The following is a 20,589-nucleotide window of genomic DNA, read 5'->3' as shown; positions in this document are numbered from 1 at the left end:
AGCTATCATTTTAAGAAAGTGAGTTTATTATGAATAAAAAGAAAAAAAATGTGATTGAACAGGCTCAGAAACTCTTTATAGAGCAAGGGTACCATGCAACATCCATACAAGATATTTTGAAACGAAGCGGCGTATCAAAAGGAACCTTTTATAATTATTTTTCCGCCAAAGTGGAGTTGTTTAAAGAATCTTTCATCATGTTGCAAGATGAGATGCGCATTGAGAGAGACAAAGTTTTGATTGATAAAAATATAGCTGTGATGGATGTATTTGCGGAACAAATGTACGTGATAATGTCTTTTAATGAGGAAAAAAAGATAAATGAGTTGATTGAAGATGGACTCGCATCCGACGATCCAGACTTGATTTGTTTTATCAAAGAGCTGAAAAAAGATTTTAATAAGTGGGTATATCATCGATTTCAACAGATTTTTTCAGCGGATAAGCAACCCTACTTGGTGGATGCAACGATTGTCTATTTAGGGGTAATGCAAAGTATGTTATCTATGCGAAAGATTATTGATAATTCTGTTTCCATTAAAGAGATATTGCGTTATTCTCTGTCTTTGGTGGAAGAAATGGTGGAAAAGAGTAGCTCTGAAAAAATTTGTATATTTACTTCTGAAGAATTTGAGAAGATATTTCCGGAAGGGAGGGGAATCAAAAGTGATTTCTCCTTCAATGAGTTGACCTTGGCGACAGGACATTTAAAAAAAATGAGTGAACAGAACTTGCAGACAGACCGCGATAAGCACGAACTGGTACTGGAGTTGATCACCTTTGTACAAGAGGAACTTATGCATGAAGAACCACGCAAATTTTTAGTGAACAGTGCACTCACAACATTGAACAGCATAGTTCAATTAAATCAAACGAATGAATATAAGCGATACACTCAAATTTTGAATGACCTTGGCTATTCGGCAATTTGATTGATATCCGACAGGCGAAATTATCAGCAGTGACAGACAACTGTCCTAGGCGGCGGTACGCTTAGAGGTGGAATACTTCTTTCGAAAATATGTTAAAGAAATGCTTGGAAAACAAAAAAGCTCCTCAACGCTGAGGAGTTTTTGTATCGAAATCTTAAAAAGATAGCTTAAAAGATATCGAATATTATTTTTTGTCTCTATTGATACGGAGCCTTTTGCGGTAGGAATGACTTAAAAAAGAGAATAGAATCAATAAAACGGAAAGCCTCTAACGACGGGCTTTCCGCTATTTTTTTGCCTTCCGGATCATCTACGGTTGTAACAATTGAATGCCTTGATAACATTGAGATGCTTAGAGCAAATCAAGATGAGGCGGTGGAAGCCTTGATATTACGAACCATCCTATACCCTAAACTGTTGCCACGTTGGAAGCTTGAATAGTTACTTTATCCGCGCGAAATTTTCAAGACTGCCATCCTAAGTAATCCGGCTAGTATTTTATTCGGCCTTATACTCCATCCGGAAATCCTGAACCTTCGGACGCGGATCTTGTCACGACAGCGAGATTGACTGAAGCAGGTGAACTCTTGGGCATCAACGTGCTGAACCACATCATATTGAGCGGTGATGGTTTTGTATCGCTTAAAACGGGCGGATACTTGTAAAAAAGGTAGTTGTAGCTAGAAACTTCACAATGAAATAATCATATACCAAAATAGATTAATATTTTAATGCTTTTAATTCTTCTATAGTAACCTCTTGCTCAACATAGCCATCAACCATGAAGCCACTTAAAATTGAGAACTCTTTATAAAGGATGTCATAAGCTGCTATTTCGGAATTAAAATTTTCTTCATTTAATTTTTGGATCAGTGCCTTCGTTTTGGCTTGAGTGTCGCTGTCAAGTTCCCAACTATCAGGTCTAAGTCGGCCAACTTCATCATACTCGGCCTTGTCACCATAAATCATTTCCCGATAAATGCGGTCTATATGCATAATTGGTGTTTCGTGGGTGCCTTTTTCAGCCATTACTTTGTAAAGACCGATACAATAAACAGGGAAAAAAGGGATAACCGAACTTGCTTTAGTGGTAACTGCAGTTGCCACCACAATCTGCGCTTTGCCGTTAATGTCAGCCAGCAACGCATTGATATTATTCGCCTTTTCATCACAATCCGCTTTAGCACGGCCAAGGGTACCACCACCATAATAAGCATGATTAAGCTCTGTTCCTAAATAAGAATAATTAGTCGTTAGAACGCCGTCAGCCAACACATCGGCTTCTTTTAGTGCTTCCATCCATAGTTGCCAGTCTTCTCCACCCATCACTTTGACTGTATCAGCGATTTCTTGTTCAGTTGCGGGTTCCAGCGTTTCCGTATAGAAATCCTGATTTTGCATATTAATATTAGGACCAACAACGGGCTCTCCAAGGGCTTTGATTGAGGAAATGTATGTCTCCCCAGTATCAGGGTCTGTCCTTCTGCCGCTTGCCAGACTATAAACGACTAGATCTATTTTACCCCCAAACTCGCTCTTGATATAGTCGATGACCTCTTGCTTGCTTTCGTGGCTAAAGGCATCTTGCACAAAATTTTTGGCAACCAGACCTTCTTTTTCAGCTGCTTCCCGAAAAGCGATATTATTGTACCAGCCAGCTGTGCCGAGATTTCTTTCGTTCTTCGGACCCTTTTCAAAAGAAACGCCAATTGTATCTGCTCCCGCACCGAAAGCCAGGCTAATCCGGGTGGCTAAGCCGTAGCTTGAAGACGCACCAATGATTAATACCTTTTTCGGGCCTGGATAAGTCCCTTTTTTTTTCACATATTCGATTTGATTCAATACTTCCTGCTTGCATCCAAGCGGGTTTACACCTAGGGCTACATTTCCCCGTATATTTTGTTTAAATTGCAACATGATTGATTTTCCTCCATTGAAATGTCATAAGAATATAATACCAGAAAATGCTTCTCAAGAATAATTATCTGCAAAAATTTCAAGTCTAATTTAACCATAAGCGTTTACCAGTTGATAGACTGAACTGTATGACTGGTGAACGAAACCGAGTGAGCCTTTGACAATGAGCTGAGTCAGAGCATTGGGATGGTTTCGGAAATAAACTAAAAAAGAGAATAGAATCGATAAAGTGGAGAGCTTATAACTACGGGCTTTCAGCTTTGTTGTTGCGTTCCGGATCATCCAAGGCTGTAACACATATATAATGTTTGCTGTTGAGGCATTATATATATGTTACAGCCGCCAAAACTTGCGGGGTTGCGGGAATATTTCAATGTGTGCGAATTTTGGAGCGTACAGAGCAGATAAAATGTATTTTGAATTTTCTGGGATTGAGTGAGCAGTTTGGATATCGGAATTTACTTTATTAAACTATTTGGAAGTTTTCTTTAACAAGTTGTAAATTTAACATTTTATAGCAAGAGCATTTCTATGTAATGAGAAATGCTGTTTGTTTTTGTCAAAATTAAAAGGATATAATAAGAAAAACAATAATATGATTACTAACGATATTAATTTGTTTTAAAATGATAAATTACGTGTTAGGGTCATTTTATCTAAATTAGTGAGGTGCTTTAAATGAAGGTTAAACAAGGTTCAACAAGGTTCAACCACTTTCTTAAAGGTAATCATTTTTCTGATTGGAATTGCGATGCTTGCTTTGTGTTTCTTTTGGTTACCTGTGATAGCCATTAGAGAACCAAAAGCACATCCAGGGGTATACTCGCTTTATCCCCTATTGGTATATGCATATGGATGCTGTATTGCGTTTTCTGTTGCATTGTATCAAGCATTTAAACTATTAACCTATATTGAAAAGAACGATGCTTTCTCCGAGTTCTCACTTAAATCTTTGAAGGTCATAAAGAAATGTGGCTTTACAACCATCTTCTTCATCATATTAGGGATAGTAACCTTAATGGTAATTGCTAAAGTATCAGGAGATGATCCGGCAGGCCCGATATCATTAAGTCTAATGGGTATTTTAGCAACAAGTATCATAACCGCTATTGTGGACGTGCTTCAAAAACTATTAAAAAATCTTCTAGATACACAACCGAAATGATTAACGTTTTGATAAAATTCAATTAGTGAGGTTATTCTGAAACAAGTTACGACACACTTTTTAAAGCTAGCTGTTATTTTTATAGGAATCCTGGTTCTTGCATTGTGCATATTTCTGGTGACTGAACTGGCTGTTGCGGAATTGGAAAACGGTGCCGTTATCAAATAGACAAACACAACCTGACAAAGAGCACCTAACCATTTCGATTAGGTGCTCTTTGTCTATCGATAATAGTAGTGATGCGATTAGCATTACCTCCCCAACCCTCTGGACGCCTGACAGGTTTTTTCGTAAAGCCCTCTGAAAATGTTGTCAGGATCGGTCCTGTACTTGACTGTATCATAGTTCTTCTTGTTCCATGTCCTCCAGAATTCCTCTTCAGAGTACAGATTGGTCGAAATGAGCGTCTTGATGGCACCAATCTCCATCAGTTTTTGTTCTATGATTCTGTAGTAATGTTCCGCGTCTTTTTTACGCATGCCGTATAATGCGATATCAAGGAACAGTTCATCCCTGATTTCGCTGAGGAATTCGTCGGACAGCCATTCATATTTATGTACGACCTTGTAAGGGACGCACCACAACGGGAAATGATTGACTTCTTTTTTATACCATTCCATGAATTCCTCCATCTTTGAGAACGGTATGAACGTATCGACTGTTATAGGGATCATGCGCGAGGGTATGATCTTTCTGAAAGTTTTGGCAAGCTTCAATGAATTGTTGGCATTGGTGAACCTTCCGAATAATAGCCTTCCCATGAATGATTTCGGATGTACGTTTGTTACGCCCTTGTTGTACCGGAAAAAATAATCTGGTGTCTTCAGGTAATCCTCTTTCCGCTTTGCCGTGCTGAGAAAATAGATTCTCGTCCAGTCATAGTTATGGGTATAAGGAGCGGTGTCGACAAAATCTCCTGTACTAAGGACATACTCTTCAGGGGAGTGGATAATGCCGTCCATAAAGTCGCTGTCTTTTTTCGTGTAATGCTCCCATATCGCATTCTTGTATGCTTCAAGGCTTCTATATTTCTCATAAGTCACCTTCACGTAAGGTTTTGCTGGAATGAGCCGGAACGTAAGCTGTGTGATGATTCCCAATGTGCCGAAAGTCCCATGCACCATCTGGAACAATAGTTTGTTCTCATTATTGGGAGTGCAGATCAGTATATCGCCTTTTGCTGTTACGATTTCATATTCGAGGCAGTTGTCATGGAACCCGCCAAATTTGTACGACATGGATTCAATGGAACACCCAGCCACTGCACCGCCGATGGTGATGGTCTTGAGCTCCGGCACTACAACAGGGGCCAGCCCGTGTTTCATTGTTGTAGCCACAAGTTTTTCGAATGTGACGCCGGGTTCTGCGATGCAGATGCGTCTTTCTGTATCAATATGGATTATCTCATCCAAATCACTGATATCAAGCTTCTCATCCGAATGCTTCTTGTCCTTCGGCTTCGGTACTTCATGAGAAACGGCCTTCTTCTTCAAACTTAGGGGCGCCGTGCTTTTGCGCTCCTTCAATTGTTTTGTGATTCTGCTGATTTTTTCTGCATGGGATGCCATCTCATGCCCCTCCTTTCATGATTTTTTAGTTTTCGGAAACCCGCGACTTCAGTCGTGGGAGGAGAAACCGATTGGCCCAGCGAGCCAACAACCCTCCTTGATTTCCGAAATCATTCCTCTTGTATTTTTAGCGAACTTACGTTCGTTTTTCAATATGCTTTCAATGGCGATTGTAGTATAATAGGTTTATTAAAAGGTGGTGAATGCCTTGGAATTAAGTCTGACGATCAAAGTAAAGTTGAAGCTCTCGAACCCCAAAGACGCATTGGCGTTTCAAGAAGTCTGCGAACAGTATAGACAGGCATGCAATTATGTATCTGATTATGTTTTTAACCACGATTTCGAGTTGAATTCCGTTAAATTAAACGAAGTTTTGTATCATGATGTTCGCCAACGATTCCATTTGAAATCCCAATTGACCCAATCAACCTTTCGGACAGTTACGGCCCGATACAAAACCGTCCAAACGCAACTCCGTAGCAGTCCCAACAAGTATGACAGCGGCAAAAAGGATGGGAACGGAAAGCCAGTTTACATGCAAGTTCAAAAGGACCTGAATTGGCTATGGCACCCTATCAAGTTTTCTCAACCACAAGCGGATTTGGTGCGCAATCGTGATTGGAGCATTGTCGATAACGGCAAAACGTTCTCAATCAATACGCTAAAGGGGCGCGTGAAGTGCGGATTTTTCCTAAAGGGGTTTGAAGAGTATCTTGACGGTACATGGGCGTTTGGTTTGGCTAAATTGGTCAAGTCAGGCAAGAATTGGTTCTTGCATATTTCGGTAAAAAAAGAAATTGCCGAAATGGAATTGACAGACGTCAACCACGTTGTTGGAGTCGACAGAGGGTTGCGCCAATTAGTGACAACCTATGACGAAAAAGACAAGACCATTTTCTTCAACGGAAGTGCAGTCGTGAAAAAGCGCAGGCGCTACAAGGAACTGCGCCGTAGCTTGCAGACACGCAACACCAGGAATTCCAAACGCCGTATCCGGAAAATGGAAAGACGAGAGAACCGCTGGATGGCAGATGTGAACCACTGCCTATCTAAGACACTCGTCTCCCTATATGGTTCCGATACGGTATTTGTATTGGAAGATTTGACTGGTGTGCGTTTCGCCACGGAACAAGTTGCGAAATCACAACGCTATGAGCAAGTGTCGTGGGCGTTCTTTCAATTCGAACAAATGCTCACCTACAAAGCCAACAAAGTTGGCTCTATGGTGGTTGAAGTAGGTGCCGCGTATACAAGTCAGCGTTGTCCTAAGTGTGGCACAATCAAAAAATCTAATCGGGATCACCACAATCACGAATATCACTGTCAATGTGGTTATCGCTCAAACGATGACCGTGTTGGAGCAATGAATATTCAACAGCTTGGAACGCAATATGCAAGCGGTGTAAAGAATCCCAAATTTGAGAAACAAAAAGCAAATTCCTAGTGCATAAATGTGCTGGATTGCCGGCAAAGTCAACTGTCGGGCTGCCTAATTCCGGTTGAATATGAATTTTTCAGTGAGTAACGCCAACATTTTGAGTGACCAACCTATCTCAAACTACTCAGGAGTCCGTAGGACGTTTGAACTGCGTAGCGTTAGGCGTAAACCTAAAAGTATTAGCGAAGCTAGTGCATTCGTCACGAAGTGACGAGAGGCAAGCCCGTGACTTCAGTCATGGGTAGTTGACTCTATCCGTTATCTAAAGTATTTCATTATTATGGACTGCATCCACCTGCCCCAAAATTTGAAATCCACAAAAACCATCCATTGCGCGAATAGATGGTTTTTTTTGTTCTATGAATATATCTTTGTTTTCAGCTGTTCGTTATTCATACAAATGAATTAAATTAACAAATGCATCAACGACAGATTGGAAGAACACCATTGTATGGCCATCTTCTACTTCGCCATCCTTCAGTATATTACGCACGTTGCCGATGTAGGCTTCTGGTTGTTGCAAAGTTGGCATGTTCATGAAGACCAATGCTTGGCGTAAATGATGGTTTGCACCAAAGGCGCCCATGCTACCGGGCGACACGCTTACGACAGCAGCAGGTTTAGTGTTCCAGATGCTTTTGCCGTAAGGCCGTGAACCTACATCCAGTGCATTCTTCAGAACGGATGGGACAGAACGGTTATACTCCGGTGTGACAAAGAGCACAGCATCCATTGCTCTCATTGTGTCACGGAAGGCTTTGTAGGATTCGGGGGCATTGTTTTCATCATCATAATCTTGATTGTATAATTCAAGATTGCCAATTTCAACAAATGAAACGGCACAATCTTCCGGGAATAAACTGGCGAATATGTTCGCTATTTTTCTGCTATAAGATTCCTTTCGCAAACTGCCGACTAAGATAGCTACGTTTTTCGTTTCCATAATAAAACCCCTCTCATAATATAAGGCCACCCTTGCTGAAACTGTTCACCAGTAAATTCAGGCAATAGCGTATGAACCAAAGAAGACAACGCTTCCTTGTTTATGATATGAATATATCATACTATATTGAAATTAAACAAATATAACGACCGTCAGGGAGCTGAGAGTGGAATGTCACACTTTTTTTTACCTCTGCTGAACCGAAATTCATCTCACCGCCTTCGCTACGTTTAGAGATGGGAGACTTCTTTCGCAAAAGGTTAAATCAAATATCATGCAGCACATTGGCTCTGGGTTGAATCAGAAAATTTTGTTCGTTTGAAATATCCAAAGAACCATTGTCAATTTGTGCAATTCAGCTAAATTCATCCAGAATTTATTATGATAACGTTAACATATAAGGAGATGATGGGGTATCCCTAAACAAAATCAGTTCATCTGATGGTTACCATCACGCATTCAGTTTAGTCATCACTTTGAAAAAATGAAGGAGAGATGTTATGTCTGAAGAAAAATTAATCAAAGTGACTCCCGATGAGTTGCACGAATTGATAAATAACAAGCTTCAAGCAGCAGGTTTGCCGGAAATTCAAGCAGCCGAAACGGCGAATCACCTGGTTTATGCGGATTTATGCGGGGTGCATTCACATGGTGCGGTTCGGGTAGAATACTATTCAGAACGCATCAATAAAGGTGGAATCACTTTAGAGCCAGCAGTTAAATTTGAAAAAACCGGTGAAAGTTCTGGTGTTTTCCATGGAGACAATGCCCAAGGACAGTATATAGCGAATTTGGCATTAGAACCAGCGATCAAAATGGCGAAAGAATCCGGCGTAGCGGTTGTTGGCGTGTCCAAATGCGGGCATACGGGAACACTATCCTACTATTTACGTAAAATTGCCGAAGCAGGTTTAGTTGGTATGGCAATGACTCAGTCTGATCCAATGGCTGTTCCTTTTGGAGGTGCAGAGGTGTATTACGGTACCAACCCAATTGGATTCGGTGCGCCAAGTGCGACGGAGACGCCATTAATATTTGATATGGCAACCACTGTTCAAGCATGGGGCAAAATCCTGGATGCACGCTCTAAAGGGCGTGAAATACCGGCAGCCTGGGCTGTAGATGAAAATGGGCAACCAACAACCGATCCGCATGCGGTGAGAGGGTTAGTACCTATCGCCGGCCCTAAAGGTTATGGATTAATGATGATGGTCGACATCCTTTCCGGTGTCCTATTGAACCTGCCGTTTGGTAAACACGTCAGCTCAATGTACCATGACTTACATGCTGGTCGTAACTTAGGTCAACTCTATATTATCTTAGACCCAGCTCGCTTTGGCGATGCCGATACCTTTAAGGAGCATATCACCCAAACGATGGATGAATTAAACGCCATCGAACCAGCGGCAGGCTTTACAAGTGTCCGTTATCCAGGCCAAGGGTCAAACGAGCGCTACGAGAGAAATAAATCTGAAGGTGTGGAAATTCCAGAATCGATCATCAACTACTTAAAATCGGATGTAATCCACAACGACAGCTATGAAGGTTTAAGCCCATTCGCTAACTGATTTGTTGCTTGGGAGGGAAAAAAGGGTTCATCATGAAGTCAGGTTGGGGCATAAATGACATTTTGGCGCAAACGATCCAAATGAAACTATCAGAAACCGTATGAAATCAACGTTTACCCGTTTGATTTCATGCGGTTTTTTCATGTTGGTCACATATGTTCTCTTGAATCGGATAGTGAAATGATCATTCTTTGGGATGAACATGATCCCGAAAAAGTGGCATCAGCCGTGCTCATTTCGTACGTATAGGAGCAGCCACATTCGCCTTGCAATCAGTGTAACGAAAATTACGGTAATGCTTGATAAAAATGGATTCTTACCTTGTTATAAAAAGGTACTATAAAGAGGTGGATGAACAATAAAGATCTCTTAAAGCATTGATGCTACTGACTTGTTCGAAATCCTCATTATAATTGAAGCGTGGATTTAGGTTGTCTGAAGTTTTCGAGAAAAATGACAGCAAGATAGGGTATGATAGAATAAGAAACTGACAATATATTGTCAGTTCAAAGAGATTATCCAATTAAGCGAGGGATTTTACCAATCAACTGTGGGGTGATTATCACTATGAAAAAGGACATCCGATCTTTAGGCAAGAAGAAGGTATCATTAACCGAAATAGAAAAATTTTACGGCATGGAAGATTACAAAATATTATACGATAAAATTATCGAACTTCTTGATGTAGGCATAATTGAAGTCGTGAAGAGCAGCAAGCCGAATGGGAAAAGCCCTGCATTGCGGACGGCCTATCGGGTCATGCCGATTGGGGAAGACAATACCGAATTGACGAACGAATTAAGGTATGCAATGGATATGAAATTGGATACAAGCTACTATTTAAGGAACATCGCAGCATACAAGGGTGATCGAGCTGAGGTGCTGAAACTGAATACCTATCTTTTGCACCATGGCGACAAATTGAAGAATAGGATATCCATCAACGAGCGCAGTTTTGAAATATGGGGAAGGGAAAAATTTCTCAGCATAGAAGGCGGCGTCAGGATTTTGAGGAATCTCGGGCTAGCGGAGGGACACCTGAACTATTATGCCACTGCAATTCCCCTTGCGTACTACTCCCACAGCAAGCAGATACCGCAAAATGTCCTGATACTGGAGAATAAGGATACCTTTTACAGTATGCGGAAACATCTTTTGGAGGGGAGTCACGACATATTCAAAACGGAAATCTCAACATTGGTGTATGGAGGCGGCAAAAACATAAACAAGAGCTTCGGTGACTTCAACATTTGCGTTGAACCGTATATAGCGAATGCCGACAATACCATCCTGTACTTCGGGGACCTGGATTATGAAGGCATCATCATTTATGAATCGCTGAAGAGGGAAATCGCTGGCGAACACACCCTCCAGCCGTTTATTGAGGGCTATACTGCGATGATCGATAAATATTTGAGGATGGACATGTCTTTGCCCAAAACAAAAGCTGGGCAGAACCGAAATATTTCGGAACTGTTTTTACGGGAATTCAATGATGAATACCGGGAAGCGATTGTAAGCATCCTGGAGAGGGACGAATATATCCCGCAGGAAATATTGAATATAGGAGACTTCTGAGCCGATGGAGTATGAATTTTTGAATAATTTTGACGAAAGAATGAAACGGGTGGGGGCCTATGCCCTACTGTACAAAAACAGCATGCAGAAGACCACCTGGAAAAAGTTTGGGTTCGAGAACTTCGATGAGCAGACGAACATCATCTTTGCGGTCCTCCTTTACGTCATGGAACAGTCCCTGAAGGATGAGCCCTGCACATTGGACGATATAGGCAGCTTTGTGGATGACCTTAATATGAGTTATCTGAAAAAAATGCTGACCTATGAGGAATGCAAGGAATTGGCTGACTTCATCATCAACACCGTTCTCTGCGATGATGGGAAAGCCATGTATTTCAATGGGTATGATTTTTCCGAAAAGGAGTATCAGGCAATCAATATCAGCTTTCTGAACAACGAAATCATTTATCTTGAAGATACCGTGCGACGGACAAGCTTCAAGCTTTCCAATGACGGCTACTCACTGTTGCTTTCCACTTTGGAGATGGAGGCGAACATGAGGCTGACCATCCATGAATTCATCTTCAAGATGCATATGGAGAAGCAGAGCTATGACAAAGCGGTCGAAGATGTAAAGAATATCTTCAATTTACTCAGAATCCAACTTCAGAAAATGCAGGAGGCTGTCCTGCGGATCAAACAAAATGCCCTCTCTTATTCGGTGCAGGAATACAAGACGCTGATGGATGAAAACCTGCGTTCATTGGAGACGACCAAAAACAAGTTCGACAGCTATAAAAATCACGTCCGCGAGCGAATCGCCGAATTCGAGGAACAGGACATCAACATCAAAAAGCTGGATAAAGAAGAACATGACAATCTGAGCTATCTGAAGACCATTGAACTGTATCTGTCGCGCGCCATCGAAGAGCAGCAGAAACTGCTGATTGCCCACTTCGATCTGAAAGACGTTTACGCGAAGGAATTGGAAGATCTTTCGCAGATGTCTTTGATAAAAAGGTTCAATATCCGTAAAGACATGTATGATTTGGTATTCGAAGACGCCGGGAAACTGAAGAACATCCACTATTTTTTGGCGCCTCTTTTCAAAAAGAAAGTCAAAAAAACCTACAATATCAACAAATCGCTCCAGTATCAAAAGACAATCCGAAAAAAAGATTTGGAGGATGATGAAGAGATGCTTTCCTTTGATGAAGAGGAATGGGAAGCGGAGCAACTGCGCATACGGAAAGAAAAACTGGACAAATACAAGCATTCCTTGCAGGTCATGTTGCGTTTGGCGAACGAAAGAGGGGGAATCACCTTGCATGAAATCAGCGCCGTCGTGTCGAAGGAAAGGGATCTCCTGGAAAAGCTGATTCCGACAGTCGAAATATTCCGGGAAATCGTCATCGAATTGCTTAAGAACAAGTCGGTGGATGTGCAGGAGCTCCAGAAGGAAAAGGCGCAATATACGGATGATTTTGCGCCGCAATTCCAATTGAACGAAACCATCTTGAGCATTGTGGAGGAGTCGCCGGAACTACGGGACATCACCTACGTAACGGCAAGCAAGCTATCCGGTAAGGAAAAGGTAAAGTTCCGCGAACTTGCCAGCAAGGATGGCATGGTCAAGGTCGTGACCTGCTCGGATATTTTATTTGAGGTGAAGAGGGGGAAGCAACATGGCCTATGAGGCGGAAGACATCAAATACAGCCAAACCATTTTTTATCATCTTCTGAAAAATGGGGAATTGAACGAAAAAGACGATAAGGAGCTGTACAGGGCCTATTCGGAGAACGAACGCGTGATGAATCTGGTGAAGCAGCAAGGGGAAACCAGCGACTGCGTTGTCGAAAAATACGGCGGAACGATTTACCTCATTCCGAAAGAAGACAACGATTTTCTAGGGTATTCGAAGGGGGAGCTGAAATCCGAGCTTTGCAGGAGCAATGCGAACGACAAAGACTACTACCTGTCCCAATTCGTGATAGTGACGCTTTTGGTCGAAATGTACGGCTCGCAGGGGAGCTCGGCCAAATCACGGAATTATCTGAGGGGAGGAGACTTGCTGAACATCCTATCCAATAGGCTGCAGGAAGGCGCCGAGAAGGATGAGAGCGAACAGGACAATGAGGGAATTGCCTTCTCGAATATGCAGGAACGCTTCGAAGCGCTGAAGAGCGGTGACAGGACAAGCCGTTCGAAAACCACCAAGGAGGGATTTTTGTACACGATCCTGAAATTCCTGGAGGGTCAGGGGCTGATTGTTTATGTTGAGGTCGATGACATGATTACGACCTCGAAGAAACTGGATCATTTCATGGACTGGAACATACTGAACAAAAACAACTACAACAGAGTCCTGATCGCTTTAGGGGAGGAAGAACATGAGTAGAATCAATGCTGTCAGAATCATCAACCTGAACTACAACAATAACACGATGAGAATCGATGATGAGCTTTTCCAATTGAATGGGGATAGCACGCTTCTTTCGTTAAGGAACGGGGGAGGCAAGACGGTCCTTGTGCAAATGATGTTGGCCCCTTTCGTGACCAAAAGATACCGGAACCTGAAGGACCGTTCTTTTTCGAGTTACTTCACGTCCACTATCCCTACCTACATTTTGGTGGAGTGGGAGCTGGACGGCGCAGCAAACAAGGTCCTTACCGGGATGATGGTCCGAAAAAGAAGTTACGCATCCGATGAAGATTCCAAAGATGATCTGGAGATCGTCAATTTCATCCACGAATACAGAGGGCAAAATCCGAATGATATCCACAATATATCACTTGTTGAAACGGATGAAGGGAGAAAAAAGGTCAAGAGCTTCGGAAATGCGAAGTCCTTGTTCGAGTCCCTGAAGAAAAACCAGGAATGCAACTTCAATTACTATGATATGACGCACTATCAGCAGTCAAAAAGCTATTTTGAAAAACTGAAGGAATACCAGATCAACCACAAGGAATGGGAGTCCATCATACACAAAATCAACCTCAAGGAATCGGGTCTATCAGAACTTTTCGTTGAATCAAAAAGTGCGGAAGGGCTGATCGAAAAATGGTTCCTGAAAACGGTGGAGGACAAGCTCAATATTGACGAGGACAAAATCGAGAACTTCCGGAAAATCGTCTTCCGTTATGCCAAACAATACAGGGAAAATAAGTCGAAAATAGATAAAAAGGCCTCCATCGAAGAAATTTTTGTGGACGGGGAAAGCATCCGGAGTCACGCTGACGCGCTTCAAACGTGCAAAAATGAACGTTCGGCATTCGAAAATAGGATCGCCAACCTGGTGATGACGATTGACAGGAAAAAGGCCGAACTGGACTCGCTGAAGGAAAATTTGCGTGAACAGACCGCGCGTATCGCAGAAGAGATGGAGGACATCCGGTATGAGAAACTTTCCCTGGAAATATATCGATGCCAAGAAGAAAAGGAAAGGGTCGAAGGGACGATAGCCAGGGCACAGAATGACCTCGATGCAAATGGGTTGCTCCTTCAGGAACAGGAGCAGCTGCGCAATATTTTGGAGTGTGCCAAGTTATTCGAGGAGTATCGAAACTTCTCCAAGGAAGTTCAATCACTGGAAAATGAACTGGAAATACTGAAAAGCGACACGAAAGACATGAGTTCCGAAAGGGACAATTTAGGTTATACCCTCGGCGTGCACTACGGCAAGGAGCAAGAGGCAGCCCGGAAAAATTCGGCTGAAATTGCGCTGGCCGTAGAGAAGCTGGAAGATGGAATCGAAAAGGCCGAAACGGAAGTCAATTCGCTGAATACCGATTGGAATCAAGCCGCATCGGCATTAGGTAGGGTCGATGAACGCATCAAAGGGTTTGAGGAATCCGAAGGCCGGTTCAACAAAAGATATGACGTACGGTTTATGAGAAATCTCACCGGATATTACGATGAGGGGATGCTGAGCGGGGCGGAGCTGGATTACCGCAAACAATGGGATGCCGTTTCAAAGAGAATCGCCGCATTAAACGACCTTCTGCACAACAAGTCCGAAGAAAAGAGGTCCCAGGAACGGGACGAAATGGATGCAAGAACGAAGCAAGCCACCGATAACGAAAAATTGAAAAACACTATCCATATGTTTCAACAGTTTGAGCAGGAGCTATCCGAAAGGAAAGATACCCTTAAATACATCGGTTTCAGTGAAGAGCAGCTATTCGAAAAAGACAGCATAGTCGACGCATTCGACAAACGGATTACTGCAACAAGAAAAGAGCAGACCAAGTTGCATTCGCAACTGGAGAAGGAAAAAGCGGAACGGAACAAACTGCAGACCGGCAAAATAGCGGAACTGCCGGGCGACATTGCAGCGGAATTCAGGAAACGCGACATACTGGTGACCTACGGGATGGAATGGCTGCGGAATTCCGAAAATGCGAAGGCGGCAGGGGAAAAGTTAGTCCGCGACAACCCGTTCATTCCCTATTCTTTGATCATGAACAGACGGGATATCGAAAATCTGGAGAAGGAACCGATAGAAAGCTTCACCTCGTATCCGATCGTGATCTTGTGCCGGGAGGAATTGGACCATGCCTTCGCATCCGGCGAAAAGAAATTGTTGGCATTGGGCAAAGTCAATTTCCTGATTTCCTTCAACAATAAGCTGATCGACAAAGAAGAACTGGAAATCATCGTCCGGAAAAAGAAAGAGGATATTCTTGGCCTGGAGGACAGAATCCAAGAGAAGCAGAACGAAATCGATTTTCTCGAAGGCAAGAAAAACCAAGTGTTTTCCACCAGAGTCGACAAGGAAAGCTATTCCAGTGCAGAAGCGGACAAAAAAGCATTGGAAGGCGAGATTTCCTATACAGATCAAAAACTTTCCGATTTGAGGACTTCCATCTCCGCTATCACGAAAGAATGCGATTCGGCGGCTGCTGAATTGAAGTTGAAGAGGGATGAAGATGGCGCTTTGCGGAGACGGATGGACGATTTGGAGGAATTCAGAGGGGAATACGCCAAATACTGCGGCCACCTGGAAAGGCAAAAACAGCTGAAAGATGAAGAGGCTGCCATTCTTTCCCAACTTGATGAGCAAAAAAATCTGAAGAAAGCCCTTGAAGCTGATAAAGGCAAACAAGAGGAAAGGTTGAGGTATCTTCAGAATAATGAATTGCGAATAGGAGAAAAATTGGAGAGCTATCGTGCTTTCAAAGAAGGCACTTTGGTCGAGAAGGACATCGAAGACATCGAATCCCGCTTCGAGAGCCTCTCGAAGAAAATCACAGATGACGTGAAGAACCTTGAGGACAGATTGGAAAGGGAGCAGAAAAGGTTCGAGTCAAAAGAGAATGAACTCACGGCGAAAATGAAGGAATACGCCCTGGAGGAAAGCCAATTCAAGGAAGTGTGGCACGACCTGTATAAAGAGCAGCAGACGCGGCGGGAAATCGTAAGGCTGCGGAAGAAGACGGAAGAAATAAACGCTGAAATCACCGGTTACAGTAAAGAAATCGCCGTGATTGAAACCACAATCAAAGGGCACTTCGCCGACCTGAAGAAGAATCACGGCAAGGAAGATCCAAAAACGCGCAACGAAATCAAGGACTATGATTTTGCCGAAACAATCTCTGTCCTGGAAGACCGGAAAAAAGGAATCGAACAGGCGGCGAGTAAACTTGAGTCACAGATGAAACGGATAAGCGAAAACCGTAGTGCGTTGGTGGAGTACGACTACTTCCCGGTCGTCTCGGAAGTCGAAATCGAAGTGGATTATGAGGAACTGGATCGATTCAGGGGGGAAATGTTGCGCGATTACAAGCGATCCCAGTCCGATGAAAACGAAAAGAGCATACAATTGGGTAGGGAAATCGAGAGGGTTCTCCGCAAAAAAGTATTCAACAGCGATGACTTCTTCAGGATACCTCTGGAGACGCTGAATGATCTTTCAAACGATCCAAATGCTCTTTTGGGGAATTTGGATATCATCTTTGATTCTTACCGCACGCTGATGGAAAAATTGGCAGCGGATATTGAGTTGATCCAGAAAGAGAAGGAAAACGTCCTTCAAAGTATTTTTGATTACATACGTGAGGTCCACGAAAACCTCGGCAAGATAGACAAAAATTCTTCCATCAACATCAGGGGACGCTCCATCAAAATGCTTAGAATCATCTTGCCCGATTGGGAAGAAAATCAGGCATTGTACAAGCAGCGGCTCAACGATTTGCTGGACACGGTGACGGCAAGAACCTTGGACAGATTAGATCAGAACGAGAACGCCGAAGAGACGATCTCCGCGGCGATCACAACGAAAAATCTGTACAACGAAGTCGTGACAATCAGCAGCATTGAAATCAAACTGTTCAAAATTGAAGAGGAGAGGGAGCGCCAAATCACCTGGAATGACGTGGCGAAGAATTCCGGAGGGGAAGGTTTCCTTTCCGCCTTCGTCATCCTGTCCAGTCTGTTGTCCTATATGGGAAGGGATGAAACGGACATCTTCGCAGAAAAAGAGAACAGCAAGGTCCTGGTGATGGACAATCCGTTTGCGCAGACGAATGCCGATCATTTACTGAAGCCGCTGATGGAAATCGCCAAGAAGAGCAACACGCAACTGGTTTGCCTTTCCGGCTTAGGCGGGGACAGCATCTATAATCGCTTTGACAACATCTATGTGCTGAATCTGATTTCTTCAAAACTGAAGGGCAGCGTGCAGTTCTTGCGGGGAGAACATCTGAAAGGGGAAGAGACGGAGGAAGTAATGGAGTCCTCCAACTTCAAAATAACCGAAGAAATCGACCAGATGGATTTGTTCTGACAATGAGGACCCTGGCTTTGTGAAAGCATTCCTGAGCTCGCTGCAGAAAAGATTTAAAATAGAGGATAGAATCGATAAAGCGGCAAGTCCACAACGACGGGCTTGCCGTTTTTTCCTTTCCGCTTTATCTGTGACTTGAAATGGAGGAAGATATTGGCTCTAATCTGAAGGAAGTCGGGCGCAAACACTCACTCTTGACGAACAGAAATCCCATACAAGGCTGAGTGGAGGCCGACGAGCCCTCCACACAGGAATAGTCAACTACATGCCAAGGCAATCCCATCATCCAAAAAATACGTAATTTTTGTATTATTATATTTTTCTGGGATAATAAGGATAGAAGGATTCTGTTTTGTGAAGAACGGGAGGAAGTCATCTGATGGAACCTCAAACACCCCCGAAGGCCAATAAACAATGGATTTATGTCGCTATGACAATTACAATTTTACTGATTGTGCTGAATCTTTTCATGGTTTCCGGTCTGGAGAAAAATCAGGTAACGGAAGTGGACTATAAGACGTTCATTACAATGCTTGAAAAAGGCAGTGTAGAGTCCGTTCTGGTTGAGGAAAACCGGATACAATTCACAGCGCTGGACAATGAAGGGAAAGAGAGCCCCTTCGTTACTGGCAGAATGGAGGATCCACAGCTTACTGACCGGCTGCTGCTGACTGATGTAAAGTTTGAGAAAGAGATTGTCGAAGAAAGTTCTCCTCTTTTTGATTTTATTCTGACCTGGATTCTGCCTTTGGCGTTATTATATACGTTCTGGGGTTTTTTGATGCGCAGGGCTCAGGGCAGAGTCGGGGGAATTGGCAGTGGTAGTGAAATGAAATTTGGCAAAAGCAATGTCAGGATTTATGCTGAATCTGAAACAGGAAAAACATTTAAGGACGTAGCGGGTCAGGATGAAGCCAAGGAAGCCCTTTGGGAGGTGATCGATTTTCTCCATAATCCTGAAAAATACAGGAAAATTGGTGCTAAGATGCCAAAAGGGATTCTGCTTGTTGGACCTCCTGGGACCGGGAAAACACTCCTTGCAAAGGCGGTTGCGGGAGAAGCGAAAGTGCCGTTTTTCTCGATATCGGGATCTGAATTTATGGAGATGTTCGTCGGCGTGGGAGCTGCCAGGGTCAGGGATCTGTTCGATCAAGCCCAGGCAAAAGCCCCCTGTATCGTATTTATTGATGAAATCGATACGATCGGCAAGAGCCGTAACGTGGGGGGATTTTCCGGAAATGACGAACGTGATCAGACACTCAATCAGTTATTGAATGAAATGGATGGCTTTTCCTCAGAAAAAGGCGTGGTGATCCTGGCAGCAACGAACAAACCTGAAGTTCTGGACAAAGCGCTGTTGAGGCCAGGACGTTTTGACCGGCGCATTCCTCTTGAATTGCCCGACATTACCGGTAGGGAAGCGGTTCTGGATGTCCATGCAAAATCCGTCAAAATGGATGAAGATATCAACCTTAAGCAGATTGCCAGAGATACATCCGGAAGCTCCGGAGCCGACCTGGCCAATCTGATCAATGAAGGCGCTCTCCATGCCATAAAAGAAGGACGCAGCAAGATAAAGCAATCCGATCTGGAATATGCGCTGGAAATCGTACTGGCCGGATACCAGAGGAAAAATGCGATCCTCTCGAAAGACGATAAAAAGGCGATAGCCTACCACGAAATAGGGCATGCGATTGTTGCCGCAAAACAAACAGATTCCGCACCAGTCAATAAAATAAGCATCATACCAAGGACATCCGGAGTCCTCGGCTATACCATGCAGACGGAAGAGACAGACCAGCTGCTCATGAGCCGGGAAAAATTCATGAATAAGATCATAACCTACATGGGCGGTCGCTCTGCGGAGGAAGTTATTTTAAACACGGTCACATCTGGGGCGGAAAATGACATAGAGGCTGCAACAAAGATTGCGAGAGCGATGGTCACTAGATACGGCATGAGTGAAAAATTCGACATGATGGCCTTGGAGACGGTCATTAACCCCTATCTGGGCACAGAGACGACACCGATTGTGTCCAATGAAACATCCGCAAAAATAGATGATGAGGTTTTGCGCATCATTAAATTCGCTCACGAAAGAGCCAAGGAAATCATCAGGGCAAACGAACCGAAACTGCATGAACTTGCAAAATATCTTCTCGAAAAAGAAACCATTTCCGGAGAGGAATTCATGGAAATTCTGATGCAAAAAGAATAAGAAATTATGAGGAATCTAGGATTTAGTATCAACCGTCGTGTGGCTATTTCAATTTTGAGGAACTGAAGTGCACCCCGAAAGTTAGATTTTTTACTCTAACTTTCGGGGTGCACTTCCTTAAACAATAGCAGTTTGAAATATACATCATATCCATGAACCATCATACAAATAAGAAAGGCCAAGTTTCCATTGTGGACCTTGGTCTTTCTTTTTGCCGAAAAATAAGGAATGGCAGAAGGAAGAAATATGTTTTAATCGAAAAAAATCGCTGCGAATCCAGTCCAATAAATAATTATTTACCACCTGGATTCCCGCCAACACATAACTAGATACAAATGAAAAGCCCTTCAAATCAACGTTTGGATAGTATTTCGAGGTTCAATCCGCCTAGTTATGCATAACACGCATCACTAGGCGGAAACACATTTATATCAAGGTTTTACCCGACCTAGTTACAACTTTTGGAAATGTAGGTTACCAAACTGCGGGGACATGTAGATATTCCTTCTTTGTGGTTTCGACGCGTTTAAGTATAT

The 20,589-nt window shown here is 43.1% G+C and carries 13 protein-coding genes; 10 read left to right on the top strand and 3 right to left on the bottom strand.

Annotation, left to right across the window (positions count from 1 at the left end):
• Positions 1–29: 29 nt before the first annotated feature.
• Positions 30–932 (top strand): TetR/AcrR family transcriptional regulator, encoded by a 903-nt coding sequence (locus BM101_RS11635; protein ID WP_087032354.1) that lies wholly within the window; start codon positions 30–32, stop codon positions 930–932.
• 500 nt (positions 933–1,432) lie between these two features.
• A complete protein-coding gene (locus BM101_RS14585; RefSeq protein WP_087032356.1) occupies positions 1,433–1,597 on the top strand; it encodes a JAB domain-containing protein in 165 nt (54 codons plus the stop codon).
• Positions 1,598–1,652: 55 nt separating this feature from the next.
• On the opposite strand, the gene fabV is transcribed toward BM101_RS14585, so the two are convergent.
• Positions 1,653–2,849: an enoyl-ACP reductase FabV gene (gene fabV / locus BM101_RS11625; RefSeq protein WP_177194498.1), complete on the bottom strand. Its 1,197-nt coding sequence runs from the start codon at positions 2,847–2,849 to the stop codon at positions 1,653–1,655.
• 751 nt (positions 2,850–3,600) lie between these two features.
• Here fabV and BM101_RS14580 point away from each other — a divergent pair.
• A complete protein-coding gene (locus BM101_RS14580) occupies positions 3,601–4,014 on the top strand; it encodes a DUF2975 domain-containing protein (protein ID WP_087032358.1) in 414 nt (137 codons plus the stop codon).
• A 251-nt stretch (positions 4,015–4,265) separates the two neighbouring features.
• Here BM101_RS14580 and BM101_RS11615 read toward each other — a convergent pair whose 3' ends face one another.
• On the bottom strand, positions 4,266–5,582 hold the full coding sequence (locus BM101_RS11615; protein ID WP_087032359.1) for an FAD-binding oxidoreductase: 1,317 nt from the start codon (positions 5,580–5,582) through the stop codon (positions 4,266–4,268).
• Between the two features lie 208 nt (positions 5,583–5,790).
• Between BM101_RS11615 and BM101_RS11610 the strand changes: the two genes are divergently transcribed.
• Positions 5,791–7,026, top strand: coding sequence for an RNA-guided endonuclease InsQ/TnpB family protein (locus tag BM101_RS11610; RefSeq protein ID WP_087032361.1), 1,236 nt, complete (start codon positions 5,791–5,793; stop codon positions 7,024–7,026).
• Between the two features lie 382 nt (positions 7,027–7,408).
• Here the strand turns inward: BM101_RS11610 and BM101_RS11605 are convergent, their stop codons facing one another.
• Positions 7,409–7,963 (bottom strand): NADPH-dependent FMN reductase, encoded by a 555-nt coding sequence (locus BM101_RS11605; protein ID WP_087032363.1) that lies wholly within the window; start codon positions 7,961–7,963, stop codon positions 7,409–7,411.
• Positions 7,964–8,463: 500 nt separating this feature from the next.
• Here BM101_RS11605 and allD point away from each other — a divergent pair, with 500 nt between their 5' ends.
• From allD to ftsH, 6 genes are all read left to right on the top strand, one after another.
• Positions 8,464–9,531 (top strand): ureidoglycolate dehydrogenase, encoded by a 1,068-nt coding sequence (gene allD / locus BM101_RS11600; RefSeq protein WP_087032366.1) that lies wholly within the window; start codon positions 8,464–8,466, stop codon positions 9,529–9,531.
• Positions 9,532–10,098: 567 nt separating this feature from the next.
• Positions 10,099–11,109 carry a Wadjet anti-phage system protein JetD domain-containing protein gene (locus BM101_RS11595; protein ID WP_087032367.1) on the top strand — a complete coding sequence of 337 codons (1,011 nt, stop codon included), beginning with the start codon at positions 10,099–10,101 and terminating at the stop codon, positions 11,107–11,109.
• A gap of 4 nt (positions 11,110–11,113) precedes the next feature.
• On the top strand, positions 11,114–12,745 hold the full coding sequence (locus BM101_RS11590) for a hypothetical protein (protein ID WP_087032368.1): 1,632 nt from the start codon (positions 11,114–11,116) through the stop codon (positions 12,743–12,745).
• A complete protein-coding gene (locus tag BM101_RS11585; protein ID WP_087032370.1) occupies positions 12,735–13,448 on the top strand; it encodes a DUF6063 family protein in 714 nt (237 codons plus the stop codon). Before BM101_RS11590 ends, BM101_RS11585 begins: the two co-directional genes overlap by 11 nt.
• Positions 13,441–17,835: a coiled-coil domain-containing protein gene (locus BM101_RS11580; protein WP_087032371.1), complete on the top strand. Its 4,395-nt coding sequence runs from the start codon at positions 13,441–13,443 to the stop codon at positions 17,833–17,835. The genes BM101_RS11585 and BM101_RS11580 overlap by 8 nt, the downstream gene beginning before the upstream one ends.
• A gap of 379 nt (positions 17,836–18,214) precedes the next feature.
• Positions 18,215–20,053 carry an ATP-dependent zinc metalloprotease FtsH gene (gene ftsH / locus BM101_RS11575; protein WP_087032373.1) on the top strand — a complete coding sequence of 613 codons (1,839 nt, stop codon included), beginning with the start codon at positions 18,215–18,217 and terminating at the stop codon, positions 20,051–20,053.
• Positions 20,054–20,589: the final 536 nt, after the last annotated feature.

Origin of the sequence: Trichococcus palustris (assembly GCF_900114465.1) — a bacterium.
In the GTDB taxonomy this organism is placed as follows: Bacteria; Bacillota; Bacilli; order Lactobacillales; family Aerococcaceae; genus Trichococcus; species Trichococcus palustris.
This window is presented reverse-complemented; position numbering and strand designations above follow the sequence as displayed.

Coding starts and splice junctions, on each gene's coding strand:
- fabV (WP_177194498.1), bottom strand. CDS start 2,849: ATGTTGCAATTTAAACAAAATATACGGGGAAATGTAGCCCTAGGTGTA.
- BM101_RS11635 (WP_087032354.1), top strand. CDS start 30: ATGAATAAAAAGAAAAAAAATGTGATTGAACAGGCTCAGAAACTCTTT.
- BM101_RS14580 (WP_087032358.1), top strand. CDS start 3,601: ATGCTTGCTTTGTGTTTCTTTTGGTTACCTGTGATAGCCATTAGAGAA.
- BM101_RS11595 (WP_087032367.1), top strand. CDS start 10,099: ATGAAAAAGGACATCCGATCTTTAGGCAAGAAGAAGGTATCATTAACC.
- BM101_RS11605 (WP_087032363.1), bottom strand. CDS start 7,963: ATGGAAACGAAAAACGTAGCTATCTTAGTCGGCAGTTTGCGAAAGGAA.
- BM101_RS11585 (WP_087032370.1), top strand. CDS start 12,735: ATGGCCTATGAGGCGGAAGACATCAAATACAGCCAAACCATTTTTTAT.
- ftsH (WP_087032373.1), top strand. CDS start 18,215: ATGGAACCTCAAACACCCCCGAAGGCCAATAAACAATGGATTTATGTC.
- BM101_RS11615 (WP_087032359.1), bottom strand. CDS start 5,582: ATGGCATCCCATGCAGAAAAAATCAGCAGAATCACAAAACAATTGAAG.
- allD (WP_087032366.1), top strand. CDS start 8,464: ATGTCTGAAGAAAAATTAATCAAAGTGACTCCCGATGAGTTGCACGAA.
- BM101_RS11580 (WP_087032371.1), top strand. CDS start 13,441: ATGAGTAGAATCAATGCTGTCAGAATCATCAACCTGAACTACAACAAT.
- BM101_RS11590 (WP_087032368.1), top strand. CDS start 11,114: ATGGAGTATGAATTTTTGAATAATTTTGACGAAAGAATGAAACGGGTG.